Genomic DNA, 22,068 nt, shown 5'->3' on the forward strand with positions numbered 1-22,068 from the left:
GACGGTCGGTCCGCGGCGCCGACCGGTGTGCCGGGAGGACGAACGGCGCCGTCGTCACCGGCCCCTGAGCCGACGTCACCCGGCCGACTCGCGCAGGCGGCACGCGCGTGGACGGCCCTGGCGACGGGACGTCGGCCGAGGTCACCGCACACGCCCGCGAACGGAGGCTCCCGACGGCGGCGGACGCCGGTCGCGCCGCCGAGCGGATCGCGGGAGCGGCGGCGTGTCCCCCGTCACTGCGTGAGTCCCGCCGAAGCGGGCAGCAGAGTCTTCACGCACGGAAGGCACCTGGCGCCTCACTGTGCGCACAAGGCATCTCACGCAAGACGAGTTAGGAACTGCAGTGGCTGACGTACTGACCGACGGGCAGCCCGAACCACCTCGGTCCGGGCCGGTCGAGACCACCGGACTGCCCACCCAGGTCCGCCAGGATCTGACGCGCAGGCTGAGGCGGAACAGACGTCCCTTCCGCGACGAGGACGTACAGGTCGTCGAGTCGCCACTGCTCCGGCGGGCGGTCGGCGCCTCGGCCCTCGGCAACTGCATGGAGTGGTTCGACTTCGGCGTCTACAGCTACCTCGCCGCCACCCTGGGCAAGGTCTTCTTCCCCGGGGCGTCTCCCGCCGCGCAGGTGATCTCGTCCTTCGCCACCTTCGCGGCCGCCTTCGTCGTGCGCCCGCTCGGCGGACTGGTCTTCGGGCCCCTCGGGGACCGCCTCGGCCGGCAGAAAGTGCTCGCCACCACCATGATCATGATGGCCGTCGGCACCTTCGCCATCGGCCTCATCCCCACTTACGCCACCATCGGCATCGCCGCACCGATCCTGCTGCTGCTCGCCCGTATGGTGCAGGGCTTCTCCACCGGCGGCGAGTACGGGGGCGCCACGACGTTCGTCGCCGAGTACTCACCCGACCGGCGTCGCGGGTTCCTCTCCAGCTGGCTCGACTTCGGCACGTTCGTCGGCTACGCGCTGGGCTCCGCCCTCGTCACCACGCTGAACCTCGCCCTCAGCGACGCGCAGATGCTGTCCTGGGGCTGGCGGATCCCGTTCCTGATCGCGGGCCCGCTCGGCGTGATCGGCCTCTACATGCGTCTCAAGCTGGAGGAGTCGCCCGCGTTCCAGCAGCAGCTCGACGAGCACGAGCAGAGCCTCGCCGAGGAGTCGGCGGGCACCGAGTTCAGGACCATCGTCAAGGACCACTGGCGCGCCCTGCTCATCTGCATGGGACTGGTGCTGCTCTACAACGTCACCAACTACATGGTCACGGGCTTCCTGCCCACCTATCAGACCGAGACCCTCGGTCGCTCCAGCAGCTCCGCGGACGTGCTCGTGCTGGTGGGCATGGTGTGGATCGTGCTGCTGATCACCTTCCTGGGCCGCCTCAGCGACCACGTCGGCCGACGTCCTCTCTACGGCTACGCGGCGGCGGGCATGATCCTGCTCGCCGTCCCCTCCTTCCTGCTGATCAAGGCGGACGGGACCTGGCCGCCGATCCTGGGCGTGCTGATCCTGTCCACCCTGCTGGCGTGCTTCGCCGCGCCGAGCGCCGCGACCCTGCCCGCGCTGTTCCCGACCGCCGTGCGGTACGCCGCGATGGGCATCGGCTTCAACTTCGCGGTGGCCGCGTTCGGCGGCACCACCCCGCTGTTCACGGAGGCGCTGGTGAGCGTCACCGGAAACGACATGGTGCCCGCGTTCTACCTCATGGCGGCCGGCGTCGTCGGGCTGATCACCGTCCGCTTCCTGCCGGAGAGCGCCCAGGTCTCCCTGAAGGGCTCGCGGCCGATGGTGGGATCCAAGAAGGAACGACGTGAACTGATCGTCGCCTCGGAGGAGTTGTACCGGGCCGGCCGCGAGGTGTCCGGCCGCCGGTGAATCCCTCTCCGCGGGTGTCACGCGGCGCCCGGTGTCACGGGGTGGCATGGAGGTCCTCGGGCGCTGCGGCGGGCGGACCGTCCGACGGTGACGGCGGACGTGACGGCGCCTCGCCCGCGGCCCTGCTGACGGCTGCGGGCCCCCGTGTGTGACGGGGGCCCGCTCCGAGCGTCAGGCCGAGGCCTGTCAGCAGGTCGTGCTGGAGTCCACCACCGTCCGGTCCCTGATGCCCGCGATGTCGTGCGTCGAGTCCGGTTTCGGCTCGATCAGCGGGCCGTTGGAACCCAGGAGGAGCCGGACGGCAGTGCCGCGGCGGACCTGGTCGCGAGGGCCGTGGGCTTCTACGCCGTGGGCGTGCCGCCCAGTGCGGTCAGCGCCGCCCCGTAGGCCGCCTTCTTGTTGCCGTTGCGGTCGAACAGCAGCGGGTTCTCCCCCGAGCGCCAGGAGTCGCTGTCCCGGATGCCCCAGACGGTGATGCCGGTGCAGCGCGAGACGTTCATACAGGCGCGCACCGTGTTCGTGTACGCGCCGGCCGGAGCCTGCGCGATGTCCAGCTCCGTGAGCTGCACGTCCACGCCGAGGGCGGCGAAGTTCGACAGTGTCGTCTGGAAGTTTCCGGGAGGTCCGCCGGCGCCGAAGTGGGACTGGAAGCCGACGCAGTCGATGGGCACGCCGCGCGACTTGAAGTCGCGGACCATGCGGTAGACGCCCTGGGTCTTCGCGGAGTTCCAGTCCTCGATGCTGTAGTCGTTGTAGCAGAGCTTGGCCCCCGGGTCGGCCGAGCGGGCGGTGCGGAAGGCCTCCTCGATGAAGCCGTTGCCGAGCACGTCCTGGAACACCGAACTGCGGTGCTGGCCGCTGCCGTTGTCGGCGAAGGCCTCGTTGACCACGTCCCAGGCGTAGATGCGGCCCTTGTAGTGGTTCGCCACGGTGGTGATGTGGTTGTTCATCACGCTGCGCAGGGTGTTCGCGTCCCGGATGGAGCCGACCCAGCTGGGCAGCTGGGAGTGCCACACCAGCGTGTGGCCGCGCACGCGCTGGCCGTGGGACGACGCGTGGCTGACGATCTGGTCGCCGGGGCCGAAGTTGAACGAGCCGCGGGAGCGTTCGGTCGTCTCCCACTTCATCTCGTTCTCGGGGGTGACCGAGTTGAACTCGCGGTCCAGGATACCGCTGTAGGTGCCGTCGCCGAGCCGGCCGGCGGCGACCGCGGCTCCGAAGTAGCGTCCGGACTGGGCGGCCTGCGCGCCGAGTGTGGAGGCCCGGACGGCGCCGGAGGCGTCGGGTGCGGCGTTCGCGGCCGCCGGTGTGACCAGGGCGGTCACGGCGAGCAGCGGTAACACCGCGGCGCGGCGTCGGCCGAGCCTTTTCAGCGGGTTCATGTCTCTCCTAGTACGGTCGGGTGCGGGTTGGACGGTGCGGGTGGGACGGTGGGGGGACGGGTCGATTCAGGGGACGGACAGCTCGAATCGCGTGACGCGGACCGCTCCGCCGAGCGCCTGCGTGGCGTGGTTGAACAGGGCGAACCGGTAGCCCATGAAGAAGCGCCAGTCGTTGCCCATGGAGAAGGCGGGGCCCAGGCGGGCGAAGGTGGAGCCGTCGGTGCTGTAGGAGAAGGTCGCGGTGCGCGCCGCGCCGGGACGGATGTCAGCGGTGGCGCGCAGCCGGACGCGGGTGCCGGCCAGGGACGCCGCGGCGACCTCGACCCCGGTGCCGGTGGTGTTCCAACTGCCGTCCATCGTCAGGTTGTTGACCATCACCAGCCGCGTCACGCCGCCGTCGCGCTTGACGCCGATCCAGGCGGAGGAGTCGCGCAGCAGGGCGAGTCCGGCCCGGTCGCCGTCCCGCATCGCGGAGACGTCGAGGTCCACCGTGGCGGTGGAGGTGGGGCCCTGGATGCGGTGGGTGAGCGTGTTGCGGGCCCAGTAGAGGTCGTTGGTGACGGTCGCGGTGCGCAGGGTCAGCCCGTCGGCCACCGTGTACTTGGTGGTGTCCGGGTTGTGGTTCCACTCCCACCTCGGCTTGAGCTTCGTCCCGTCGAAGGTGTCGACGCCGGTCATGGGGGTGACCTGGCGGGGCGGCGCGGGCAGCGCCGGCGAGGGGTACGAGGCGCCCCACGCGCCGTTCACCGTCTGGACGACGGGCCAGCCGTCCGAGGTCCAGGTGACCGGGGCCAGGACCGGCACCCGGCCGCCGGGGTAGGCGTCGACGAAGGCCATGTAGTACCAGGCGCCGGTCTGCGTCTGCACCAGTCCGCCCTGGTGCGGGACGCCGCCGCCGGAGATCGGGCCACGCAGGTCGAGAAGGACCTGGCGCATCGTGTACGGACCGAACGGACCGCCCGACGACTTCAGGACGTACTGGCCGTTGGCGGGGCGTGTCAGGAAGATGTAGTACTGCCCGTTGATCTTGTAGAAGCGGGAGCCCTCGAGGGTGCCGACGCTCGACGGTGTGCTGAACACCTGCTGGGTGCGCACCTGTCCGCGCCCGTCGGGCGAGAGCTGGGCCACGCTGATGGTGGTGTTGCCGTACGCCACGTACAGGGTGTCGTCGGTGTCGACGAGGAGTCCCGCGTCGTAGTACGGCGTGCCGATCGTCGTGAGCCGGCTCCAGGGCCCTTCGGCGGCGGTGGCCGTGTAGACGTACGTCCTGGCGAAGTCGATCTGGCCGAGCCAGTAGAAGGTCCTGTTGCTCGGCCGGTAGGCCAGCGACGACGCCCAGACACCCCGGACGTAGCCACGGGCGCCGTTGAGGTCGTACTTGGCGCCGAAGTCCAGGGTGGGCACCGAGTGTCCGGCGATCTCCCAGTTCACCAGGTCGTACGAGCGCAGAACGGGGGCGCCGGGCGAGTAGTGCATCGTCGACGCGGAGGCGTAGTAGGTGTCTCCGACGCGGATGACGTCGATGTCCGCGAAGTCCTGCCAGATCACGGGATTGGTGAAGGACGACGCGGCCGCGCGGGCCGGGGTGAGCGGAAGCATGGCGCCGGCGGCGAGACCGGCGGCGGTGGCCAGTACCCGGCGACGGCCCAGAGGTTGATCAGGGCATGACATAGGCATGTGTGGATCTCTCTGCGAAGGGGGGCTGCGTCGGGAGAGATGCTTCGGGGGTGTGGGGGTGTGGGGGTGACGCTTCGGAGATGATGCTTCGCTGTTCGATATTGCGAACGCCAATCGGTTTACCGAGCAATCAGGATGATAGGAGGTCGACAGCTCCCGTCAATACGCCTCGCATGATTCGGTCACCTACTCGAAATGTTTCGGTGCTCGGCGTGCTTCGACCAGCGACGAAAGGGGCTTGAATGTGCCCTGTGGCATCGGCTCGTATGCGTCGGCGCGCTCAGCCGGTCGCGCAGGGTTGACAACCTGCGGAGTCTCTCTAGCCTCCGTAGGGCCGACGATCCGAAATCGTATCGAAATTTCGAACATTCGCCGACTGGCATATACGTGACGTCCATCGATCCGTACGCCGGACATCCCCTGTCCGGCGCGACCAGGGGAGTCGCATGACACCGAGGCCGAGGTTCCGCTTATGGGCCGCCGTGATCGCGGCGCTGCTCGTCCCGACCGCGGCAGGCACCGCCATGGGCGCCGGCCCGGGCCCGGCCGCCGCGCACACGGCCTCCGGCGCCGTGGCCGCGCACGACGACGCCGGCGCCGTCGCCCCGACCTCCGGATGCGGCAAGGCTCCCACCCTGACCAGCGGCACGTACACGATCCAGAGCAACGGCAAGAACCGGACCTTCATCCTGAAGGTCCCGGACCGTTACGACCGCAACCACCCGTACCGACTGGTCTTCGGGTTCCACTGGCTGGGCGGCACCGCAACCGACGTCGCGACGGGCCGGACGGTGGAGACGGGGGCCTGGGCCTACTACGGACTCCAGCGACTGGCGGACGAGAGTGCCGTCTTCGTCGCTCCCCAGGGCTTCGACAACGGCTGGGCCAACGCCGGCGGAGAGGACGTCACCCTCGTCGACGACATCATCAAGCGGGTCGAGTCCGACCTCTGCGTCGACACGACACAGCGGTTCGCCGTGGGCTTCAGCTACGGCGCCGCCATGTCCTACGCGCTCGCCTGCACCCGGGCGACGGTCTTCCGGGCGGTCGCCGTCCAGAGCGGCGGGCAGCTCAGCGGCTGCAGCGGCGGCACACAGCCCATCGCCTACCTCGGCGTGCACGGCATCCGGGACAGCGTCCTCGGCATCGCCGGCGGCCGGGCGCTGCGCGACCGGTTCGTCAGGAACAACGGCTGCGCCGCCCAGAACCCGCCCGAGCCGGCGCAGGGAAGCCTGACGCATCGGGTCACCGCCTACTCGGGATGCTCGGCCGGGCATCCGGTCGTCTGGGCCGCGTTCGACGAGGGGCACATCGCCGCCCCGCAGGACGGGGCCCCCGGGGACAGCGGCTCCCGGACCTGGCTGCCGGCCGAGGTGTGGAAGTTCTTCTCGCAGTTCCAGACCTCCACCCCGCCACCGGACGACGCGACCTGCCGGGTCAGCGGAGTCGTCAGCGCGTGGAACTCCGGTCTGACAGCGAACATCACCGTCACCAACACGGGCGCCACGACGATCGACGGCTGGTCGCTGGTCTTCACCCTGCCCGGCGGGCAGACCATCACCTCCGGCTGGAACGCCGCCTATGCACCCGCGTCCGGCCGGGTGACGGCCCGTAACCTGTCCCACGACGCGGCCATCGCCCCCGGCGCGTCCGTGACCATCGGCTACCAGGCCACTCACACCGGCGACACCGCAGCGCCGGACGCGTACACCCTCAACGGCACGACCTGTGCCGTCACGGGAATCCGGTAGGCGAGACCGGAGGCATCGGGACCGAAGACGGCTGCCGTACGACGCCGGGCGGCACCACGCCTGCCCGGCGCCGCTCGTGTCCCACGCCGGGCGTACCGCCGTCCCACCCTCCCACTCTTCCCCCCCCCGCCGTCCCGGCGGCCACACGGCGCGGCGTCGCGGAGGCGCGCCGCACCCCGGGCGCCCGGCGGAGCCGTGAGAGCATCCCGAGCCGCCTGTCGCGGCGCGGGCCGCGGTCGGTCACCGGTGCCGGGGGGCCTCCGACCGGCGGAAGGGGCGCGGTCGGTCACCGGCTCGGGCCGGCGGTGGCGGACCGAGGCCGAGGGTGCGGAATTGCTGAGGGGCCGTGCCGGTTGTACGCGCTGTAGCGACAGAGGCCGAGAGGCCGAGGGCGTGCGCGAGAGCGCAGGATGGCCCGGGCCACCGGCACACGGTGGCCGCGGCCACGGAAGGGAAGGAGCCGACATGGCAGCGCAGACGCAGAGGGCCGTGCTTGCGGGGGGATGCTTCTGGGGGATGCAGGACTTGATCCGCCGGCTCCCGGGCGTCACGGCGACCCGGGTCGGATACTCCGGGGGCGACGTGCCGAACGCGACGTACCGTAACCACGGCACCCACGCCGAGGCCATCGAGATCCACTTCGATCCCCGGCAGACCGACTACCGCGCGATCCTGGAGTTCTTCTTCCAGATCCACGACCCGAGCACCAAGAACCGCCAGGGCAACGACATCGGCCTCAGCTACCGCTCCGCGATCTACTACGTGGACGACGAGCAGAAGCGGATCGCCGAGGACACCATCGCGGACGTGGACGCCTCCGGACTGTGGCCGGGCAAGGTCGTCACCGAGGTCGAGCCGGTCGGCCCCTTCTGGGAGGCCGAGCCCGAGCACCAGGACTACCTGGAGCGCTACCCCGACGGCTACACCTGCCACTTCCCGCGCCCGGGATGGCGACTGCCCAGCCGCTCGGAGGGCTGAGCCGCTCCGCCGCAGGCTCGGGACGGCAGGCACGCGAGCCCGTGACCGGCGGCCTCGGCGACGCCGTCCCGACCGGACTCCTCCCGATCCGTCCGGAGGAGTGCCGGCGGAACCCCACGCGGAGATGATCACGGGACGACGCGATCGGCTGACGGAAGCCGATCCCGTCGATCCCGTCTGTCCCGTCGATCCGCTCGGTCCGTCGCAGCGGACAGGGACGGGGACTGCGGGGGACGTTGAGGGGACGGCGAGGAGGTCACGGCGCGGCCGGCGGCGGCCGACCCGCCCCCACGCCCCGGCCGTTGGGCATCGTCGGGGCCGCGCGACAGCCGGCGATGGCAGGTCTCAGCCCTCGAAGCCCCGGGCGTGCAGGATCTCGTCGATGCGCGTGCGGTGGGCCTTCTCCCAGTCGTCGAGGGTTTCACCGGCCTCCTCGGCCAGCTTGGCCCGGGCGGCGGTCAGGGCGTCCCCGGCGCGGGCGGCGGGGACCACGACGACGCCCTCCTCGTCGGCGACGACCATGTCACCGGCGTTCACGGTGACCCCGGCGCACCGCACCGGCGCGTTGAGCGGCTCGACCGCCTTCTTGCTTCCGGGAATGGGGATCACCCCTCGGGCGAACACGGGGAAACCCAGGTCCCGCACCTCGGCCAGGTCGCGGATGACCCCGTCGGCGACGAAGGCCGCGACGCCCCGGCGCTGTGCCACGGCGCACACGTTGCCGCCGGCCAGCGCGTGGTCGAGGTCGCCCGATTCCACGACGATGACGGCGCCCGGTTCCGCGCGGTGGACGGCCGCGTGCAGCATGAGGTTGTCACCGGGAGGGCACCGCACGGTGAACGCCGGCCCGGCCACGCGCGGCACCGGCGACCACAGCGGGCGTATCCCGATGTCCATGACCTGGTCGCGGCCCACGGCGTCGGCGAGAGTGGTGACCGGGATCTCCGCGAACGCGGCGGCTGTCTCGGGGGCGTCCGTCATGTCCTGTCTCCTTCACTGTCGGCGCCGAGCCGGCGCGAATGGACCGCTTCGCCGTCGAGGACGTGCTCGGCACCGATGATGTTGCCAGCCACGGTGGATCAAGGAGCGGGCTTCCCGTTCGTTCGCTGACGCCTCGGAGGGCCGGGGGTTTCGAAGATGAATGGCCGTCACATGCGGTGCAGGGGGAGGGCGTTGCCGCAGAGTGCTGCGGGGTGTCCGTCAGGCCTCCAGCAGCACGCCGACCGGGAGTTCGCCCGAGCCCCGGACGATGAGCCGGGTGGGGACGGTGATGGTGCGCGCCCGGGAGCGGTCGCCGTCGAGTCGGCTCAGTGCGGTGATCGCCGCCGTTCTGCCGAGTTCTTCCGGGTCCTGCGCGACGACGGTCAGCGCCGGTTCGAGCGCCTCGGCGAGCGAGACGTCGTCGAAGGCGACGACGGCGACCTCCTTGCGTCCGCTGCGGGCCAGTTCGGCCACGATGCCCAGCGCCATGATGTTGTTGCCGGCGAAGAGGGCGGTGGGCGGATCGGGCAGGGCGAGGAGCCGGGCCGTCGCGGCTTCGGCGCCCGGCTGGTCGTGGGCGTTGGTGACGAGCGTCCTGTCGTGGGGGATGCCGGCCTCCTGCAGCGCCGAGCGATAGCCGGCCAGACGTTCCCGACGGGTGTACAGCTTCGGGGGCAGGTCGCCGACGAAGCCGATGCGCCGGTGCCCGTGGGCGACGAGGTGCGCGACGCCGTCGTGGGCTCCGGCACGGTTGGAGCTGACGATGCTGTCGGTGACGAGTCCGACTCCGGGCCGGTCGAGGAAGACGACCGGCAGGCCCGCCGCGCGGTGGGACTTGAGGTGGGAGTGGTCGGCGCCGACGGACGGCACGACGATGAGGATGCTGACACGGCGGGCCAGGAACTTGTCCGTCAGGGCGCGTTCACGGTCGGGCTCGTCCGCGGAGGAGCCCATGAGAAGGGTCAGCCCGCGCTCGCGGACGGTGTCCTCGATGGAACGCGCGACGGCTCCGAAGAAGGGGTTGGCGAGGTCGGGAATGACCAGGCCGATGGTGGTGTCGGGTCCGCCGACGCGGATGTTGCGGGCCATGAGGTTCGGCTGGAAGCCGAGCTTGGCCACGGCGGCCAGTACCTGTTCCCTGGTCTGAGCGGAGGCGGGTCCGTCCTCGTTGAGGACCCGGGAGACCGTCTTGGCGCTGACGCCCACTTCGCGGGCGACGTCGGCCAGGGTGGGGCGGCGGTTCGCTGCCATGGAGGAAACCGTCTCCTGAGGGCTCTCGGTTCCGGCCTCGGCCTCGGCCGGAAACGGTGAGAGCGGGTCGAGCTGTCAGGTGGCCTGGACTCCGGCGGCCTTGGCGGCCTCGGAATCCGCTATGACAGTATCTCCGGCCGCGTCGACGGTGAGAGCGCCGGTCATGATGGCGACGACCTCGGCCATGGAGTAGTCGGCCGGCTTGATCACGGCGGCGCGCCGGCCCAGCCGGTGCACGTGGATCCGGTCGGCGATCTCGAAGACATGCGGCATGTTGTGGCTGATCAGCACGACCGGCATGCCCTTGTCGCGGACCCGGCGGATGAGGTCCAGGACCTGGCCGGACTCCTTGACGCCGAGGGCGGCGGTGGGCTCGTCCATCACGACGACGGAACGCGCCCAGGCGACGGAACGGGCGACGGCGACGGCCTGGCGCTGTCCGCCGGAGAGCGTCTCCACCGACTGCGTCAGCGAGCGCAGACCGATCTTCAGGTCGGCCATGTGCTCCGCCGCCTCCTGACGCATGCGCTTCTTGTCGAGCATGCGGAAGACGTTGCCGAGGACGCCCGGCCGGCGCAGTTCGCGGCCGAGGAACATGTTCGAGGCGATGTCCATGGAGGCGGCCACGGCCAGGTCCTGATAGACCGTCTCGATTCCGTGCGCGCGTGCGCTCTGCGGGCCCGAGAAGGTGATGGGCTCGCCGTTGAGGCGTATCTCGCCCGCGTCGGGGGCCACAGCGCCCGTGAGGGCCTTGATGAGGCTGGTCTTGCCGGCGCCGTTGTCCCCGATGACGGCGAGGACCTCACCGGGCATCAGGTCGAAGTCGGCGCCGTCGATGGCGGTGACGTGTCCGTACCGCTTGACCAGACCGCGGGCCTGCAGCACGGGCGTGGGGGAGGAGGGGGCGCTCATCGGGCCTTCTTCCGGGAGATCTGGTCGACGGTCACCGCGAGGATCACCAGGACGCCGGTGATCAGGGTCTGGTAGATGGAGGCGACGCCCATCAGCTGCAGGCCGTTGCGGAACACGCCCACGATGAGGACGCCGATGAAGGTGCCCAGGACCGAGCCCCGGCCGCCGAAGAGGCTGGTGCCGCCGAGGACCACGGCGGTGATGCTGTCCAGGTTGTCGGTCTGCCCGGCCTGCGGGTCGCCGACCCCGGTGCGGGAGATCAGCAGGAGGGCGGCGACGCCGTAGAGGAGGCCGGCCACCGTGTAGATGCCGATGGTGAGGCGGGAGGTGCGGATGCCGTTCAGCCGGGCAGCCTCGGCGCTGTTGCCCAGGGCGTAGACGTGCCGGCCCCAGCCGGTGCTGCTCAGGGCATAGGCGAGGAGGAGGAAGAGGGCGATGGTGACCAGGGAGCCGTAGGTGATGTCCGTGTGCCCCATCGGGAAGGTCTCCCCGAGCGCGGTCAGCGGGCCGGGCAGGCTGGTGACCGTCTGTTCCGCGGAGTAGATGTGGGTCAGCGCGAACGCCACGTTGAGCATGCCGAGGGTCACGATGAACGGCGGCAGCGGGATCTTCTGCACGAGGAACCCGTTGAGCAGTCCGAAGCCGCCGCAGACGGCGAGGCCGAGCGCGATCGCCACGAGCGGCGGGACCGAGCCCTCCGCGGCCGTCTTGGCGATCACGATGCTGCCGAAGGCCATCACCGCCCCGCACGACAGGTCGATCCCGGCCGTGAGGATGATCAGGGTCTGCCCGATGGCGAGGGTGCCCACGACCATGACCTGCTGCACGATCAGTGAGAAGTTCCCGCCGGTCAGGAACTGGTCGGACGAGAAGGAGAAGAAGGCGCAGGCCAGCAGCAGGGCGGCCAGGGGTCCGGTGGTCGGCGCCGTGAGCAGTCTGCGGGCCGCGGTCGGCGCCTTGAGCTCCGAGTACGGCGTGGTCGTGGCTGTCATGCGAAGTCCTTGTCGGAAGACAGATGTCCTTGGCGGAGGACGAGGGCCGAAACCCCCGCCGCCGGGACGAGGGGGGGCGGTCGTCCCCGGTCGGGGAGGCGGGCCGACCGCCCCGCCGAGGGGAGTGACGGTGTCGTACGGTCCGGTGGGGGATCAGCCCCAGCAGTTCTCCAGGCCGTATCCGGTGTCCTTCGACGTGACCCCGGCCTGTGCCTTGTCGGTGATCAGGGTGACGCCGGTGTCGGTGTAACCGGACGCCTTCTTGCCGTCCTTGGCGTACGTGACGACGGCCTTGACGCCCTCGGCGGCCATCTTCAGCGGGTACTGCTGCGACGTCGCGGCGATCTTGCCGTCCTTGACGGCCTGGGTGCCGGTGCAGCCGCCGTCCACGGAGACGATCAGCACGTCCTTCTCCCGGCCCTTGGCCTTCAGAGCGGTGTACGCGCCCAGGGCGGCCGGCTCGTTGATGGTGTAGACGACGTTGATGTCGGGCGACTTCTGCAGGCAGTTCTCCATCGCGGTCTGCCCCTTGGCCTGGTCGCCGGCGGTGTCCTGGGCGCACACGACGTCCTTGTCGGTGGCGCCGAAGCCCTTGAGGAAACCGTTGTGCCGCTGGACACCCACCGAGACGCCGGGAGCCAGGTCGAGGGCGGCTATCTTCGCCGTCTTGCCCTTCATGGCGGCCTTGGCGTACTCGCCGATCAGCTGACCGGCCTTGAGGTTGTCGGTGGCGAAGAGGGCGTCGACGGCGCTCTCCGGCTCGGTCGGCGTGTCCAGCGCGATGACCAGGACGCCCTTGGCGCGGGCCTTCTGGATCGCCGGCACGATCGCCTTGGAGTCGCTCGGGGTGATCAGGATGCCCTTGACCCCGGCGGCGACCATGTTCTCGATGGCCGTGACCTGCCCGGCGTTGTCCCCGTCGAACTTGCCTGCGGCGGTGGACAGTTCAGCGCCGTTCTCCTTGGCGGCCTTCTCCGCGCCCTCCTTCATCTTCACGAAGAACGGGTTGGTGTCGGTCTTGGTGATCAGACCGACCTTCACGCTGCCCGAGCCGGAACCGGAGGAGCCCGAGCCCGAGCCGGAGCCGGACCCGCAGGCCGTCAGGGTGAGGGCCGCGACGCCCGTGACCGCGGCTGCTCTGAGGAGGGAGGAGGACAGGCGAGTGGTGCGAGACATGATCGACTCCTGTGAGATAGCGGGCGGCACGGGGGTTGGGATGAGAGCGTGCCGCCCGGGGTGTCATCGTTGACTTATGTCATCGTTGACACTGCCTGGCGAGGATGATGGACTCCGGATCCCGGCAACGTCAATGCCTTCCACTCGTCACAAATCGGCAACGTCCGTAGCCGCCGCCCCCGCGCAGCCGGCCAGGGGCCGTGTCACCGCGCCGCGTCCTCGCCCGGTCTTTCCAGCCCTTTCGAGAGAGAGCAGCCCATGAACCCGCGTCAGATCACCGTGGTGGGAGAGTGCGTCGCGGACGCCTTCACCGAAGCGGCGCCCGCCGCGAACGAACTCGCCCTGCGGGTGCTGCCCGGCGGCGGACCCGCGAACACGGCAGTGGCCCTGGCCCGGCTCGGCACGCAGGCCCGATTCCTCGCGCGGCTGTCCGGCGATGTCTTCGGCCGCCTGTTCCGGGTCCACCTGGAGGCGTCCGGCGTCGACCTGTCGTACGCCGTCGACGCCGCCGAGCCCAGCACGCTGGCCGTGGCCGAGCTGGATCCCGCCGGGCAGGCCGCGTTCTCCTTCCACGCGCAGAACACGGCCGACTGGCAGTGGACGCCGGCGGAACTGGCACGGACGGATCTGTCCGGCACGGCCTGTGTGCACACCGGCTCGCTGGCACTGATCCGTGAGCCCGGCGGGGCGGTGGTGGAGGAGTTCCTGGCGGCAGCGGCTCCACGGGCCACCATCAGCATCGACCCCAACGTCCGGCCGCTGCTGGTACGCCCCGAGACGTACCGCGCCCGGCTGGCCCGCTGGTGCGCCCTCGCCGACATCCTGCGCCTGAGCGCGGACGACCTGGAACTCCTCCTGCCCGGCGTCGCACCCGAGCAGGCGTGCGACCTCTGGCATGCGGCGGGGGTCCGGCTCGTCGTGATCACCCTCGGCTCCGACGGCGCACTGGCCTCGCTCGACGGCGAACGGGTGCGGGTGCCCGCGGTGACCGCACAGGTCGTCGACACGGTCGGGGCGGGAGATTCCTTCACCGCCGGCCTGCTGCACCACCTCGGCGCCCACGGCCTCCTCGGCGGCCGGCTGGACGACCTCACTCTCGGCGAGGTCGCGGAAGCCTGCGCGTTCGGCGCCCGGGTCGCAGCCCTGACCTGCTCGGTCGCCGGTCCCAATCCGCCGTGGCGGGACCAGCTGGAAGAGCTCACGGCGACTGGCGGCGCCTGACCGCCCGGGCGGCCGCACCGGCGAAGGGCCCGCACCGACGAAGTCGTCCGCACCGACGAGAGCGCCCGCGCCGACGAGAGTGCCCGCGCCGACGAAGTCGCCCGCGCCGTTGACGCCCGCGCGGCGCCGCATCCATGATCGGGCCGCGCGATGTCATCGATGACATAGGTCGGCCAGGGCGCCCCGCGTCACGATCAGCGCCGGTCCCGGTCCGGTGCGCGCCCCTGCCGGCCCCTTCTCGACCCATTCTCGAACGATCAAGGACACGACACCATGAAGAAGACCCTGCTCGCCGAGTTCACCGCCCGCGAGGGAGCACAGGACGAGGTCGCCCGCCTGATCGGCGAGTACGCACGGAAGGTGCGCCAGGAAGAGGGCAACATCCTCTTCGACGTGTACACCAAGGAAGCCGCACCCCGCGCCTTCTGGATCTTCGAGGTCTACCGGGACGAGGAGGCCTTCAAGGCGCACCTGCACGCCCCGTACGGCAGTCCTTTCAACGCCGCGCTCGTCCCGCTGATCGAAGAGGATGCCTCCGTGCTGACGTTCCTGAACCCGCTGACCACGCACTCGTGACGCCCCGTCCACGCGTACCGCGCACCCCGCATCCCGAAGCCGCCCGGCGGGACCGGGGGCGTGGGGTCGTGCGGCGCCTCACTCGGCGGTCGACGCACGCCCTGCCCTCGCGGAGATATCCCTTTGTGGGGCCAGGAGTGCGACCGTAGGGTCCCGGCATGTCTCTACGTGTTCTCATGCGTCAAGCCCTTCCGGAAGCGATGCGCGCTCGCGACAGGACCGCGGTGAGCGCGCTGCGCGCGACGCTCGCCGCGCTGGACAACGCGGAGGCGGTGCCCGTGGACGACGCCCGGCTGCGCGGCGCGGCCCTCGAACGGTCACCGGTGGGCGTCGGGGCCACCGAGGCGGCCCGACGTGAGCTCAGCGAGGGTGAAGCGGCGGACATCGTGCGCGCCGAGGCCGCCGAACGGCTGGAAGCCGCAGCGCACTTGACCGCTCCGGCGCACGCAGACCGAGCCGCACGACTCCGCGCCGAGGCCGCCGTTCTGCTGCGCTTCCTCGACCCTGCTTGATCCCCTACTTGCAAAGAACCCCTTGCAAAGAAACCGTTGCAAGGGGTTCTTTGCATGAGTATCGTCGTCCTCATGAACGAGCCCCAGGACCCACGGGTCCGCAGCCTCGACGCCCGCTCGCTGCGCGGGCTCGCCCACCCGCTGCGTATGCAGCTGCTGGACGCCCTGCGCTTCGGCGGCCCGGCCACCGCGTCCCGACTGGCCGAGAAACTGGGTGAGTCGAGCGGTGCCACCAGCTACCACCTGCGACAGCTCGCCGCGCACGGCTTCATCGAGGACGCCCCCGAGCGGGGCAAGGGGAGGGAGCGCTGGTGGAAGGCCGCCCATCAGGGCCTGCGCTTCGACGACGCCCTGCTCACGGACGCCAGTCCGGATGTACGCGGGGCCGCCGACACGTACCTCCATGAGGTCGCGACCACCCAGACCCGCGATCTTTCGACCTGGCTCGGCAACCGGCACACCTGGCCGGAAGAGTGGAACAGCGCCTGGGACATGAGCAGCGACACGCTGAGGCTGACACCCGAACTCACCCGGGAACTGGTCGAGAAGATGCACGCGCTCGTCGAGTCCTACCGCGACCGTGCGGTGGACGAAGGCGACGCCGACGCCGCTCGAGTACGCGTCCACACCCGCACGTTCCCCTTGTCCTCGGAATGAGAGGCCGTCGCCCGATGCACCCCGAGACCCACCTCGCCCTGCACCGCGTCCGCGCCCTCGAGCTTCGGGCCGAAGCCGACGCCCACCGTCTCGCCGTCACCGCCCGTCCCGCCGGCGGCCCTCACGGCCTCGGGAATCTCCGCACCCGTCTCGGTTGGACCCTCGTGGAGGTCGGTCTCCGGCTGGCTGCCGCGCCCCGGACGAGCGCCGCCGCTCCCTAGCCCGGGTCGGAGTGCCGGACCGGCGGTGCTCGCGATGTCCGGGTCCGGGTCCGAGACCGACTGTGTCGGACCCCGCGCCCGGCAGACCACGACCGTGTGGCACACGTTCGGCGCCTTCCGGTGCATCGCGCCAAAGGCGCTCGGCGCGCTCGGCGCGCTCGAGCCGCCTGATCACGCCCATGGGTTCCCGCCGATGGAAGCAGAGCTGCGATCCGTCGCACGGGAAGCGAAGAGTCCCCGTCCGCCCGACCTTCGCGCAATGCCGGATCGCGCGTGCCCGGAATGCTGGACCACTCGAGCCCGGAACGGCCGATCGCTCACGCTCGGAACGGTCGGTCACCGACCGATCGGGTGACCGCCGACTATTCCGTGAGACGGGATCGGTCGGTCCGCCCTTGCAGCCGGGCGTGCGGGACGTCTTCGGGGCGGACCGGCTCGCGAGGCGTGCGGAAGGGGCCCGAACCCGCCTCGCCCGGGCCCGGTCCGGTCGGGCCGGGCGGGGTGACAGCCGCTCCCACCCGACGCCTGATACACGGTCGATTCTGCCCCGACCGGACCTCCGGTGTCGCACAGGCGGCGGATCATGGCCGTTGCTCTCTGGTGGGGGCCGCTTTCGCCGTGTAGCGTCGTCGTCAGCTGTCGTGGTTCGCAGTACCTGCCCGCGCCGTCGCGTGGGCGTTTTGCTGTGCAGTGCCGGACCAGGGCGATCACCTCCGGGGCCGCGCGGTGCGGTTCCCGACAACAACTGGGAGGCACCAGCATGGCCAGCGGAACTGTGAAGTGGTTCAACGCCGAAAAGGGCTTCGGCTTCATCGCTCAGGACGGCGGCGGACCGGACGTCTTCGCCCACTACTCCAACATCAACGCCTCCGGCTTCCGTGAGCTCCAGGAAGGCCAGGCGGTCACCTTCGACATCACCCAGGGCCAGAAGGGCCCGCAGGCCGAGAACATCACGCCTGCCTGATCTCGGACACCGTCAGGCCCCGGAGCGCTTCCCGCTCCGGGGCCTGACGCATGCACGGCCCCTGACGCGGACCGGCCCGGGCAGGAAGAGCCCTCGGCAGGATCCCGGCGTGACCGCAGTCGCCCGATTCGAGCAGGCCGAACTGCGACGCCGCGTAGGGACGTTGACGCGTCACCGCAACCTTCTCCGCAAGGAACCGATGCTCTCGAGTCTTCGTCGCCGACGTCACCGGGGTCGTTGCCGTAGCGCTGATGCTCTGTCAGGTGGAAGGGTGTCGGCGGCATGGGCAACGGCAACGGCGCGCCGCAGAGGTCGAGTTCGTCCAGGCGGGGGCGGTCGGCTGATGAGCCGGGGGACCGCCACGACGAGGTCGTGGTGGCTGACGAACCGCAAGGCGGTGGCGTGGGAGGCGGCGGCCGCCGCCACGTGTCGTCTCCTGCCCCCGGCCTTCCGCTCCCCCCTGCCGACAGGTGTGTGACCTCCTGCATCATTGCAACGTTGGAGGATCTTGAGGATCGCAGCGTTGCGTTATCCGTGGAGTCGTTGCAACGAATTCCACTTCTTCATCTGCGAGTTGGAGAAACGGCCCAATAAACCGGTCGCTGAAGGCGTCAAGGCAACGTAGCGTTTCCCCAGTCAGAAACTGCGGGATCTGCGGGCCGCGGGCCTCGCCGAGAGGAAGGCCTCGATCCGCAGACGGGGGCGTTCACAGGGGCGGGGCATGAAGGCAGTGCGGAGTGGGCAACGCGCGGCGCCCGGCGGGGTCATGGCGTTCGCCCGCTTCCTGCTGTGCGGCGGGGGAGTGGGCGTGGCCTCCAGCTTCGCCGTGGCGGCTCTGGCCTCCCGGGTTCCCTGGGCCCTGGCCAACGCCCTGGTCACCGTCGGCTCGACCCTTGTCGCCACCGAACTCCACGCGCGCTTCACCTTCGGCGTGGGCGGACGGGCGACATGGCGTCAGCATGCTCAGTCGGCAGGGTCCGCGGCGGCCGCGTATGCCATGACCTGCATGGCGATGATCGCCCTGCGTGCGTCGGTGGAGTCGCCCGGCGCGGTGTGCGAACAGGCCGTGTACCTGTCCGCCTCCGCGTTCGCGGGCGTGGCACGGTTCGCGGTCCTGCGCCTGATCGTCTTCGCGCGCGGTGGATCCCAGGGCGCGGACGCCGTTCACGCCCACCCTCCCGTGCCCACGACCCGCACCGCGCGCACCGCGCCACCGACCGACCCGAGGTCGCTCTGCCATGCCGCCTGAACGACCCGCGGAGCGCCCCGCGACGTGGCGGCACCGGCGTGTGCCGTCGAATATCGCGTGCGTCGTCGTCGGTGGACGTAGCAGACTTCCCTGTATGGCCGACATGCGGACGCTCCGGGACGAGGTCGCGGGCTGGGTGGGCGGTGACCCCGATGGGCCGGCCGGTGCACCGGCCGGACTGTCGGGAGTGCACACGGCGGTCCTGGTGGAAGGGCTGAGCGACCTCGCGGCCGTCGAGGCGCTGGCCGCGGGCCGGGGTCGTGACCTGGCGTCCGAGGGGGTGTGCGTGATGCCGATGGGCGGGGCGATGAGTGTCGGACGTTATGCCGCGCTCCTGGGGCCGGCCGGTCTCGGCCTGCGGCTGGTGGGTCTGTGCGACGAGCGCGAGAAACCTTTCTTCGACCGGGGCCTCGACCCGTCCTGGACGCCGCGGCCGGAGGTCCACGTGTGCACGGTGGACCTGGAGGACGAACTCATCCGTGCGCTGGGCCCCGCGCGGGTCGAGCAGATCGTCGAGGCCGAGGACGAACTGCGCGCCTGGCGGACCTTCGTACGGCAGCCGGCCCAGCACGGCCGGCCGCGGGAACAGCAGTTGCGGCGGTTCATGGGCACCAAGAAGGGGCGCAAGATCCGTTACGGACGGGTCCTGGCCGAAGCTCTCGCCCCCGACCGGGTCCCTGCCCCGCTGGACGACCTCTTCGCCGCCCTGTGACTTCTCTCCGGCCCGTCCGCCCAACTCGTGCGTGAGGTGCAACAGTTCGAGGGCGGCGTCTGCTCGGGGACGTGCGCGGTCCAGAGGCGACGGGCTGTTTTCCGGCGCGAGTTCACTCGTCAGGGTTGTCTTTTCCCCCGTTTTCTCCTCATCCGCATGCCGAGGTCATATGCGGAGCAGCATCCGCGCATGGAGAATCCTGCATGCGACGGAACACCGTCGGCAGAAGGGGTCGGGACCGGTCCCGAGGTCGTTTTCACAGCTGACTTCACCTCCACCCGTCAGTGGGTGGCGGGGCGGTCGTGGGCGTATCCGAACGGCGGTCCCGTCAATCCCGGCGACAACAAACTGGATCACCTGACCGCGAATCCCGCCTACAGCCGCTCGGGCACCTTCCGCGCCACCCTGCGCAAGGACGGCCGTTGGGACACGGGTCTGCTCACCACGGAAGGGAGCGAGGAGGACTTCACCGTCCGCACGGGAGACGTGCTCGAGGCGCGGGTGAGACTGCCCCACGAGGCCGGAGCCTGGCCGGCCATCTGGACCTGGCGGGACGGCGATCAGGAGATCGACGTCTTCGAGTACCACCCCGACAACCCCGACCTGCTGGAACTGACCAACCACGTCCGCGACAGCAACTTCTACTATCGCGACCCTGCCGTCCGCCCGGGCGGATGGGTGGATCTGCGCGTCCAGTTCGGCTCACGGTCCGTGGTCTGGTGGGTGAACGGCAGCAAGGTGTTCGCCGACCGACGGGGCGTCGGACGTTCCTGGCACGCCTACCTCATCGTCAACCTGTCGGTCTGCGCGGGCCGTTACCACCCGCCGCCGGCCCCCCACGTCAAGGAGATGTCGTACGAGGTCCAGGGCCTCGTCGTGAGACGGCCCCCCACGCTCTCGGAGACGGAACCCGACGAGCCCGAGGCGGTGACCGACGCCGAGGGGCTCTGAGAGGCCTCGGGCCGGGGAGAGAGCTGGGCGCGGGGAGGGAGCAGACCGTCCCTGCGCGCCGCAGGCCACGGCACCAGGTGAGCGGTGGCGTGCTTCGCGTGATCCGGTTGCCGTCCGGGCTCCGCGGTACCGTGCCCGGCCGGACATTCGTAGGGTCGCCCCGAGCGGTCGGACACGGACGTCCGACGGGCCGCCGCACAACCCCGGCCGGAGAACGCCCGTCCCACTGGAGGTACGTCATGCCCGGCACCGACGAAGCCGCCAAGGCCCTCACCGCCGCGCACCGGTGTCGGTGCTGTAGACCCGGCGCTCACCCTGAGCCTGCCCGCGGACGTCTCCGTGACCAGCGGCACGAACGCGATCGCGCACGCGGTCGAGGCCCTGTACGCGCCCGACGCCTCGCCGATCATCGACCTGATGGCCGAGGAAGGCGTGAGGGCGCTGGCCGCCGCGCTCCCGGACGTGGTCGCCGACGGCGCGAACCTCGACGCCCGGTCCCGTGCCCAGTACGGCGCCTGGCTGTGCGGCGCCTGCCTCGGGGCCACCACCATGTCACTGCACCACAAGCTCTGTCATGACCTCGGCGGCACCCTCGGTCTTCCGCATGCACCCACCCACACCGTGGTCCTTCCGCACGCCCTCGCCTACAACCAGAGCGCGGCGCCCAAGGCCGTCGCGGCCCTCTGCCGCGCCCTGAACGCCGGACGGCTCGGCGCCCCGCGGTCCCTGCGGGAGCTGGGCATGGCGGAGGACGACATCGACCGGATCGTCGAGGTCACGCCGGCCGACCCCTACGCCAACCCCCGCGAGGTGACCGCGGAAGGCCTCCTCCCGCTCCTGCACGCGGCCTGGTCGGGACGACCTCCGACCCCCTGAGTGCTCGCCGGGCGCAGCCGACGTCTTACAGGGGTGGCTGAGGCCGTCCGTCGAGGGGGACGCCCAGCCGGTCGGCCACGGCCCCGAGGGCCGCTCCCAGCGGCAGCTCGACGCGGGTGAGGGCGTGCCGGTCGCCGCGGGTCGGGTCCCGGTTGACGATCAGCACCGGCTTCCCGGCCAGGGCCGCCTGGCGGACGAACCGCAGTCCGGACATCACCGTCAGCGAGGAGCCCAGGACCAGGAGGGAGGTCGCCCGCTCGACCAGTTCGCGACAGGCTGCGACGCGCGCCGGCGGGACGGCTTCGCCGAAGAACACCACGTCCGGTTTCAGGACGCCGCCGCAGACCGTGCAGGGCGCCACGACGAAGTCGCCGACCTGTTCGTCGGTGAGGTCGGCGTCGCCGTCCGGATTCATTCCCGCCGCCACCGGGTCGAAGCCCGTGTTCGCCTGCGTCAGCCGCCGGGCGAGCTCCTGTCGTGAGCAGCCCGCACCGCAGGAGAGACAGACGACCCGCGCCAGGCTGCCGTGCAGTTCCACGACGTCCTGACTGCCGGCGGCCTGGTGCAGACCGTCGACGTTCTGGGTGATGACGCCCGACACCAGTCCGTGCCTGCCGAACGCCGCCACGGCCCGGTGTCCGGCATTGGGCCGGGCCTGGCCGAAGGTGCGCCAGCCGAGATGGCTTCGCGCCCAGTACCGGCGGCGGGCCTGCGGGGCGGCTGTGAAGTCCTGGTAGGTCATCGGGGTGTGCCGGCTCAGGCTGCCGCCCGCGCCTCGGTAGTCGGGGATGCCCGATTCCGTGGAGATGCCGGCCCCGCTGAGCACCAGCACGCCGCCGCTGCTCAGAGCTTCGGTGACCTGTCGAAGATCCGTGGTGCCCGGCAGCGGGTCCCCGGCCGGGGTCCAGCTCAGAGTGGGGCGCATGCGCATGGGGCCAGGGTACGGAACAGCCGCCCCGGCGGCCTTCGTGCCGGTGGCGCGGGGGCTCACCGCGGACGAGCGGGCGTCATGGGGAGGGCGCCGACTCCTCCTCAGGGAGGAGGCCGAACGCTGCTCCTCCTGCACTCCCGGCGTCGGTCCCTTCCTACGGCCGATGCGGCGCCGGGGCGGTCGGCCCTAGCGTCGAGGTGTGAGCGACGACCTGGCCTGCCT

The 22,068-nt window shown here is 70.9% G+C and carries 20 protein-coding genes and 1 pseudogene; 13 read left to right on the forward strand and 8 right to left on the reverse strand.

The features are described from left to right. The first annotated feature begins 343 nt into the window (after nt 1-343). Nucleotides 344-1,876, forward strand: a complete 1,533-nt coding sequence (locus tag IE239_RS06860; RefSeq protein ID WP_190148362.1) for an MFS transporter — start codon at nt 344-346, stop codon at nt 1,874-1,876. A 341-nt stretch (nt 1,877-2,217) separates the two neighbouring features. Here the strand turns inward: IE239_RS06860 and IE239_RS06865 are convergent, their stop codons facing one another. After that, nucleotides 2,218-3,258 carry a glycoside hydrolase family 10 protein gene (locus tag IE239_RS06865; RefSeq protein ID WP_190148363.1) on the reverse strand — a complete coding sequence of 347 codons (1,041 nt, stop codon included), beginning with the start codon at nt 3,256-3,258 and terminating at the stop codon, nt 2,218-2,220. 66 nt (nt 3,259-3,324) lie between these two features. After that, nucleotides 3,325-4,929: a glycoside hydrolase family 43 protein gene (locus IE239_RS06870; RefSeq protein ID WP_190148556.1), complete on the reverse strand. Its 1,605-nt coding sequence runs from the start codon at nt 4,927-4,929 to the stop codon at nt 3,325-3,327. A gap of 491 nt (nt 4,930-5,420) precedes the next feature. Between IE239_RS06870 and IE239_RS06875 the strand changes: the two genes are divergently transcribed. Further along, a complete protein-coding gene (locus IE239_RS06875; RefSeq protein WP_373308070.1) occupies nt 5,421-6,686 on the forward strand; it encodes a CE1 family esterase in 1,266 nt (421 codons plus the stop codon). A 465-nt stretch (nt 6,687-7,151) separates the two neighbouring features. Beyond that, nucleotides 7,152-7,664 carry a peptide-methionine (S)-S-oxide reductase MsrA gene (msrA, locus tag IE239_RS06880; RefSeq protein ID WP_190148365.1) on the forward strand — a complete coding sequence of 171 codons (513 nt, stop codon included), beginning with the start codon at nt 7,152-7,154 and terminating at the stop codon, nt 7,662-7,664. Between the two features lie 345 nt (nt 7,665-8,009). Here the strand turns inward: msrA and IE239_RS06885 are convergent, their stop codons facing one another. The 5 genes from IE239_RS06885 to IE239_RS06905 all read right to left on the reverse strand — a co-directional run bounded on the left by IE239_RS06885 (nt 8,010) and on the right by IE239_RS06905 (nt 12,976). Further along, a complete protein-coding gene (locus IE239_RS06885; RefSeq protein ID WP_190148366.1) occupies nt 8,010-8,645 on the reverse strand; it encodes an RraA family protein in 636 nt (211 codons plus the stop codon). A gap of 219 nt (nt 8,646-8,864) precedes the next feature. Further along, nucleotides 8,865-9,896, reverse strand: coding sequence for a LacI family DNA-binding transcriptional regulator (locus IE239_RS06890; protein WP_190148367.1), 1,032 nt, complete (start codon nt 9,894-9,896; stop codon nt 8,865-8,867). A 75-nt stretch (nt 9,897-9,971) separates the two neighbouring features. Then, nucleotides 9,972-10,808: an ATP-binding cassette domain-containing protein gene (locus IE239_RS06895; protein WP_190148368.1), complete on the reverse strand. Its 837-nt coding sequence runs from the start codon at nt 10,806-10,808 to the stop codon at nt 9,972-9,974. After that, complete coding sequence (locus tag IE239_RS06900; protein WP_190148369.1) at nt 10,805-11,800, reverse strand: ABC transporter permease; 996 nt, start codon at nt 11,798-11,800, stop codon at nt 10,805-10,807. Before IE239_RS06900 ends, IE239_RS06895 begins: the two co-directional genes overlap by 4 nt. Nucleotides 11,801-11,953: 153 nt before the next feature. Next, nucleotides 11,954-12,976 (reverse strand): sugar ABC transporter substrate-binding protein, encoded by a 1,023-nt coding sequence (locus IE239_RS06905; RefSeq protein ID WP_190148370.1) that lies wholly within the window; start codon nt 12,974-12,976, stop codon nt 11,954-11,956. Nucleotides 12,977-13,234: 258 nt separating this feature from the next. Between IE239_RS06905 and IE239_RS06910 the strand changes: the two genes are divergently transcribed. The 10 genes and pseudogenes from IE239_RS06910 to IE239_RS06955 form a co-directional block, all read left to right on the forward strand. Further along, nucleotides 13,235-14,197 carry a carbohydrate kinase family protein gene (locus IE239_RS06910; RefSeq protein WP_190148371.1) on the forward strand — a complete coding sequence of 321 codons (963 nt, stop codon included), beginning with the start codon at nt 13,235-13,237 and terminating at the stop codon, nt 14,195-14,197. Nucleotides 14,198-14,470: 273 nt separating this feature from the next. Then, complete coding sequence (locus IE239_RS06915; RefSeq protein WP_190148372.1) at nt 14,471-14,773, forward strand: putative quinol monooxygenase; 303 nt, start codon at nt 14,471-14,473, stop codon at nt 14,771-14,773. A gap of 200 nt (nt 14,774-14,973) precedes the next feature. Then, a complete protein-coding gene (locus IE239_RS06920) occupies nt 14,974-15,285 on the forward strand; it encodes a hypothetical protein (RefSeq protein ID WP_190148557.1) in 312 nt (103 codons plus the stop codon). Between the two features lie 72 nt (nt 15,286-15,357). Next, entirely contained in the window at nt 15,358-15,942 is a 585-nt protein-coding gene (locus IE239_RS06925) for an ArsR/SmtB family transcription factor (protein WP_190148558.1), read from the forward strand. A 14-nt stretch (nt 15,943-15,956) separates the two neighbouring features. Further along, nucleotides 15,957-16,163, forward strand: a complete 207-nt coding sequence (locus IE239_RS06930; RefSeq protein ID WP_190148373.1) for a hypothetical protein — start codon at nt 15,957-15,959, stop codon at nt 16,161-16,163. 760 nt (nt 16,164-16,923) lie between these two features. After that, a complete protein-coding gene (locus IE239_RS06935) occupies nt 16,924-17,127 on the forward strand; it encodes a cold-shock protein (protein WP_037751662.1) in 204 nt (67 codons plus the stop codon). A 721-nt stretch (nt 17,128-17,848) separates the two neighbouring features. Next, the gene (locus IE239_RS06940) at nt 17,849-18,376 is read left to right on the forward strand and encodes a GtrA domain-containing protein (RefSeq protein WP_190148374.1); all 528 of its coding nucleotides are present in this window, start codon (nt 17,849-17,851) and stop codon (nt 18,374-18,376) included. A 94-nt stretch (nt 18,377-18,470) separates the two neighbouring features. Then, entirely contained in the window at nt 18,471-19,088 is a 618-nt protein-coding gene (locus IE239_RS06945) for a TOPRIM nucleotidyl transferase/hydrolase domain-containing protein (RefSeq protein WP_190148375.1), read from the forward strand. A 189-nt stretch (nt 19,089-19,277) separates the two neighbouring features. After that, nucleotides 19,278-20,039 (forward strand): LamG domain-containing protein, encoded by a 762-nt coding sequence (locus IE239_RS06950; RefSeq protein ID WP_190148376.1) that lies wholly within the window; start codon nt 19,278-19,280, stop codon nt 20,037-20,039. Nucleotides 20,040-20,339: 300 nt separating this feature from the next. Further along, nucleotides 20,340-20,915: pseudogene (locus IE239_RS06955) on the forward strand (dehydroquinate synthase/iron-containing alcohol dehydrogenase family protein); the annotation flags it as partial. Nucleotides 20,916-20,940: 25 nt separating this feature from the next. On the opposite strand, the gene IE239_RS06960 reads toward IE239_RS06955, so the two are convergent. After that, entirely contained in the window at nt 20,941-21,846 is a 906-nt protein-coding gene (locus IE239_RS06960) for an NAD-dependent protein deacetylase (protein WP_190148377.1), read from the reverse strand. Nucleotides 21,847-22,068: the final 222 nt, after the last annotated feature.

This window comes from Streptomyces humidus (genome assembly GCF_014649655.1).
Taxonomy (GTDB): Bacteria; Actinomycetota; Actinomycetes; order Streptomycetales; family Streptomycetaceae; genus Streptomyces; species Streptomyces humidus.

Excerpts from the sequence above, each read along its gene's own strand:
- IE239_RS06865 (WP_190148363.1), bottom strand. The coding sequence starts at position 3,258 with ATGAACCCGCTGAAAAGGCTCGGCCGACGCCGCGCCGCGGTGTTACCG.
- IE239_RS06870 (WP_190148556.1), bottom strand. The coding sequence starts at position 4,929 with ATGTCATGCCCTGATCAACCTCTGGGCCGTCGCCGGGTACTGGCCACC.
- msrA (WP_190148365.1), top strand. The coding sequence starts at position 7,152 with ATGGCAGCGCAGACGCAGAGGGCCGTGCTTGCGGGGGGATGCTTCTGG.
- IE239_RS06885 (WP_190148366.1), bottom strand. The coding sequence starts at position 8,645 with ATGACGGACGCCCCCGAGACAGCCGCCGCGTTCGCGGAGATCCCGGTC.
- IE239_RS06890 (WP_190148367.1), bottom strand. The coding sequence starts at position 9,896 with ATGGCAGCGAACCGCCGCCCCACCCTGGCCGACGTCGCCCGCGAAGTG.
- IE239_RS06895 (WP_190148368.1), bottom strand. The coding sequence starts at position 10,808 with ATGAGCGCCCCCTCCTCCCCCACGCCCGTGCTGCAGGCCCGCGGTCTG.
- IE239_RS06900 (WP_190148369.1), bottom strand. The coding sequence starts at position 11,800 with ATGACAGCCACGACCACGCCGTACTCGGAGCTCAAGGCGCCGACCGCG.
- IE239_RS06905 (WP_190148370.1), bottom strand. The coding sequence starts at position 12,976 with ATGTCTCGCACCACTCGCCTGTCCTCCTCCCTCCTCAGAGCAGCCGCG.
- IE239_RS06910 (WP_190148371.1), top strand. The coding sequence starts at position 13,235 with ATGAACCCGCGTCAGATCACCGTGGTGGGAGAGTGCGTCGCGGACGCC.
- IE239_RS06915 (WP_190148372.1), top strand. The coding sequence starts at position 14,471 with ATGAAGAAGACCCTGCTCGCCGAGTTCACCGCCCGCGAGGGAGCACAG.
- IE239_RS06920 (WP_190148557.1), top strand. The coding sequence starts at position 14,974 with ATGCGCGCTCGCGACAGGACCGCGGTGAGCGCGCTGCGCGCGACGCTC.
- IE239_RS06925 (WP_190148558.1), top strand. The coding sequence starts at position 15,358 with ATGAACGAGCCCCAGGACCCACGGGTCCGCAGCCTCGACGCCCGCTCG.
- IE239_RS06930 (WP_190148373.1), top strand. The coding sequence starts at position 15,957 with ATGCACCCCGAGACCCACCTCGCCCTGCACCGCGTCCGCGCCCTCGAG.
- IE239_RS06935 (WP_037751662.1), top strand. The coding sequence starts at position 16,924 with ATGGCCAGCGGAACTGTGAAGTGGTTCAACGCCGAAAAGGGCTTCGGC.
- IE239_RS06940 (WP_190148374.1), top strand. The coding sequence starts at position 17,849 with ATGAAGGCAGTGCGGAGTGGGCAACGCGCGGCGCCCGGCGGGGTCATG.
- IE239_RS06945 (WP_190148375.1), top strand. The coding sequence starts at position 18,471 with ATGGCCGACATGCGGACGCTCCGGGACGAGGTCGCGGGCTGGGTGGGC.
- IE239_RS06950 (WP_190148376.1), top strand. The coding sequence starts at position 19,278 with ATGGAGAATCCTGCATGCGACGGAACACCGTCGGCAGAAGGGGTCGGG.
- IE239_RS06960 (WP_190148377.1), bottom strand. The coding sequence starts at position 21,846 with ATGCGCATGCGCCCCACTCTGAGCTGGACCCCGGCCGGGGACCCGCTG.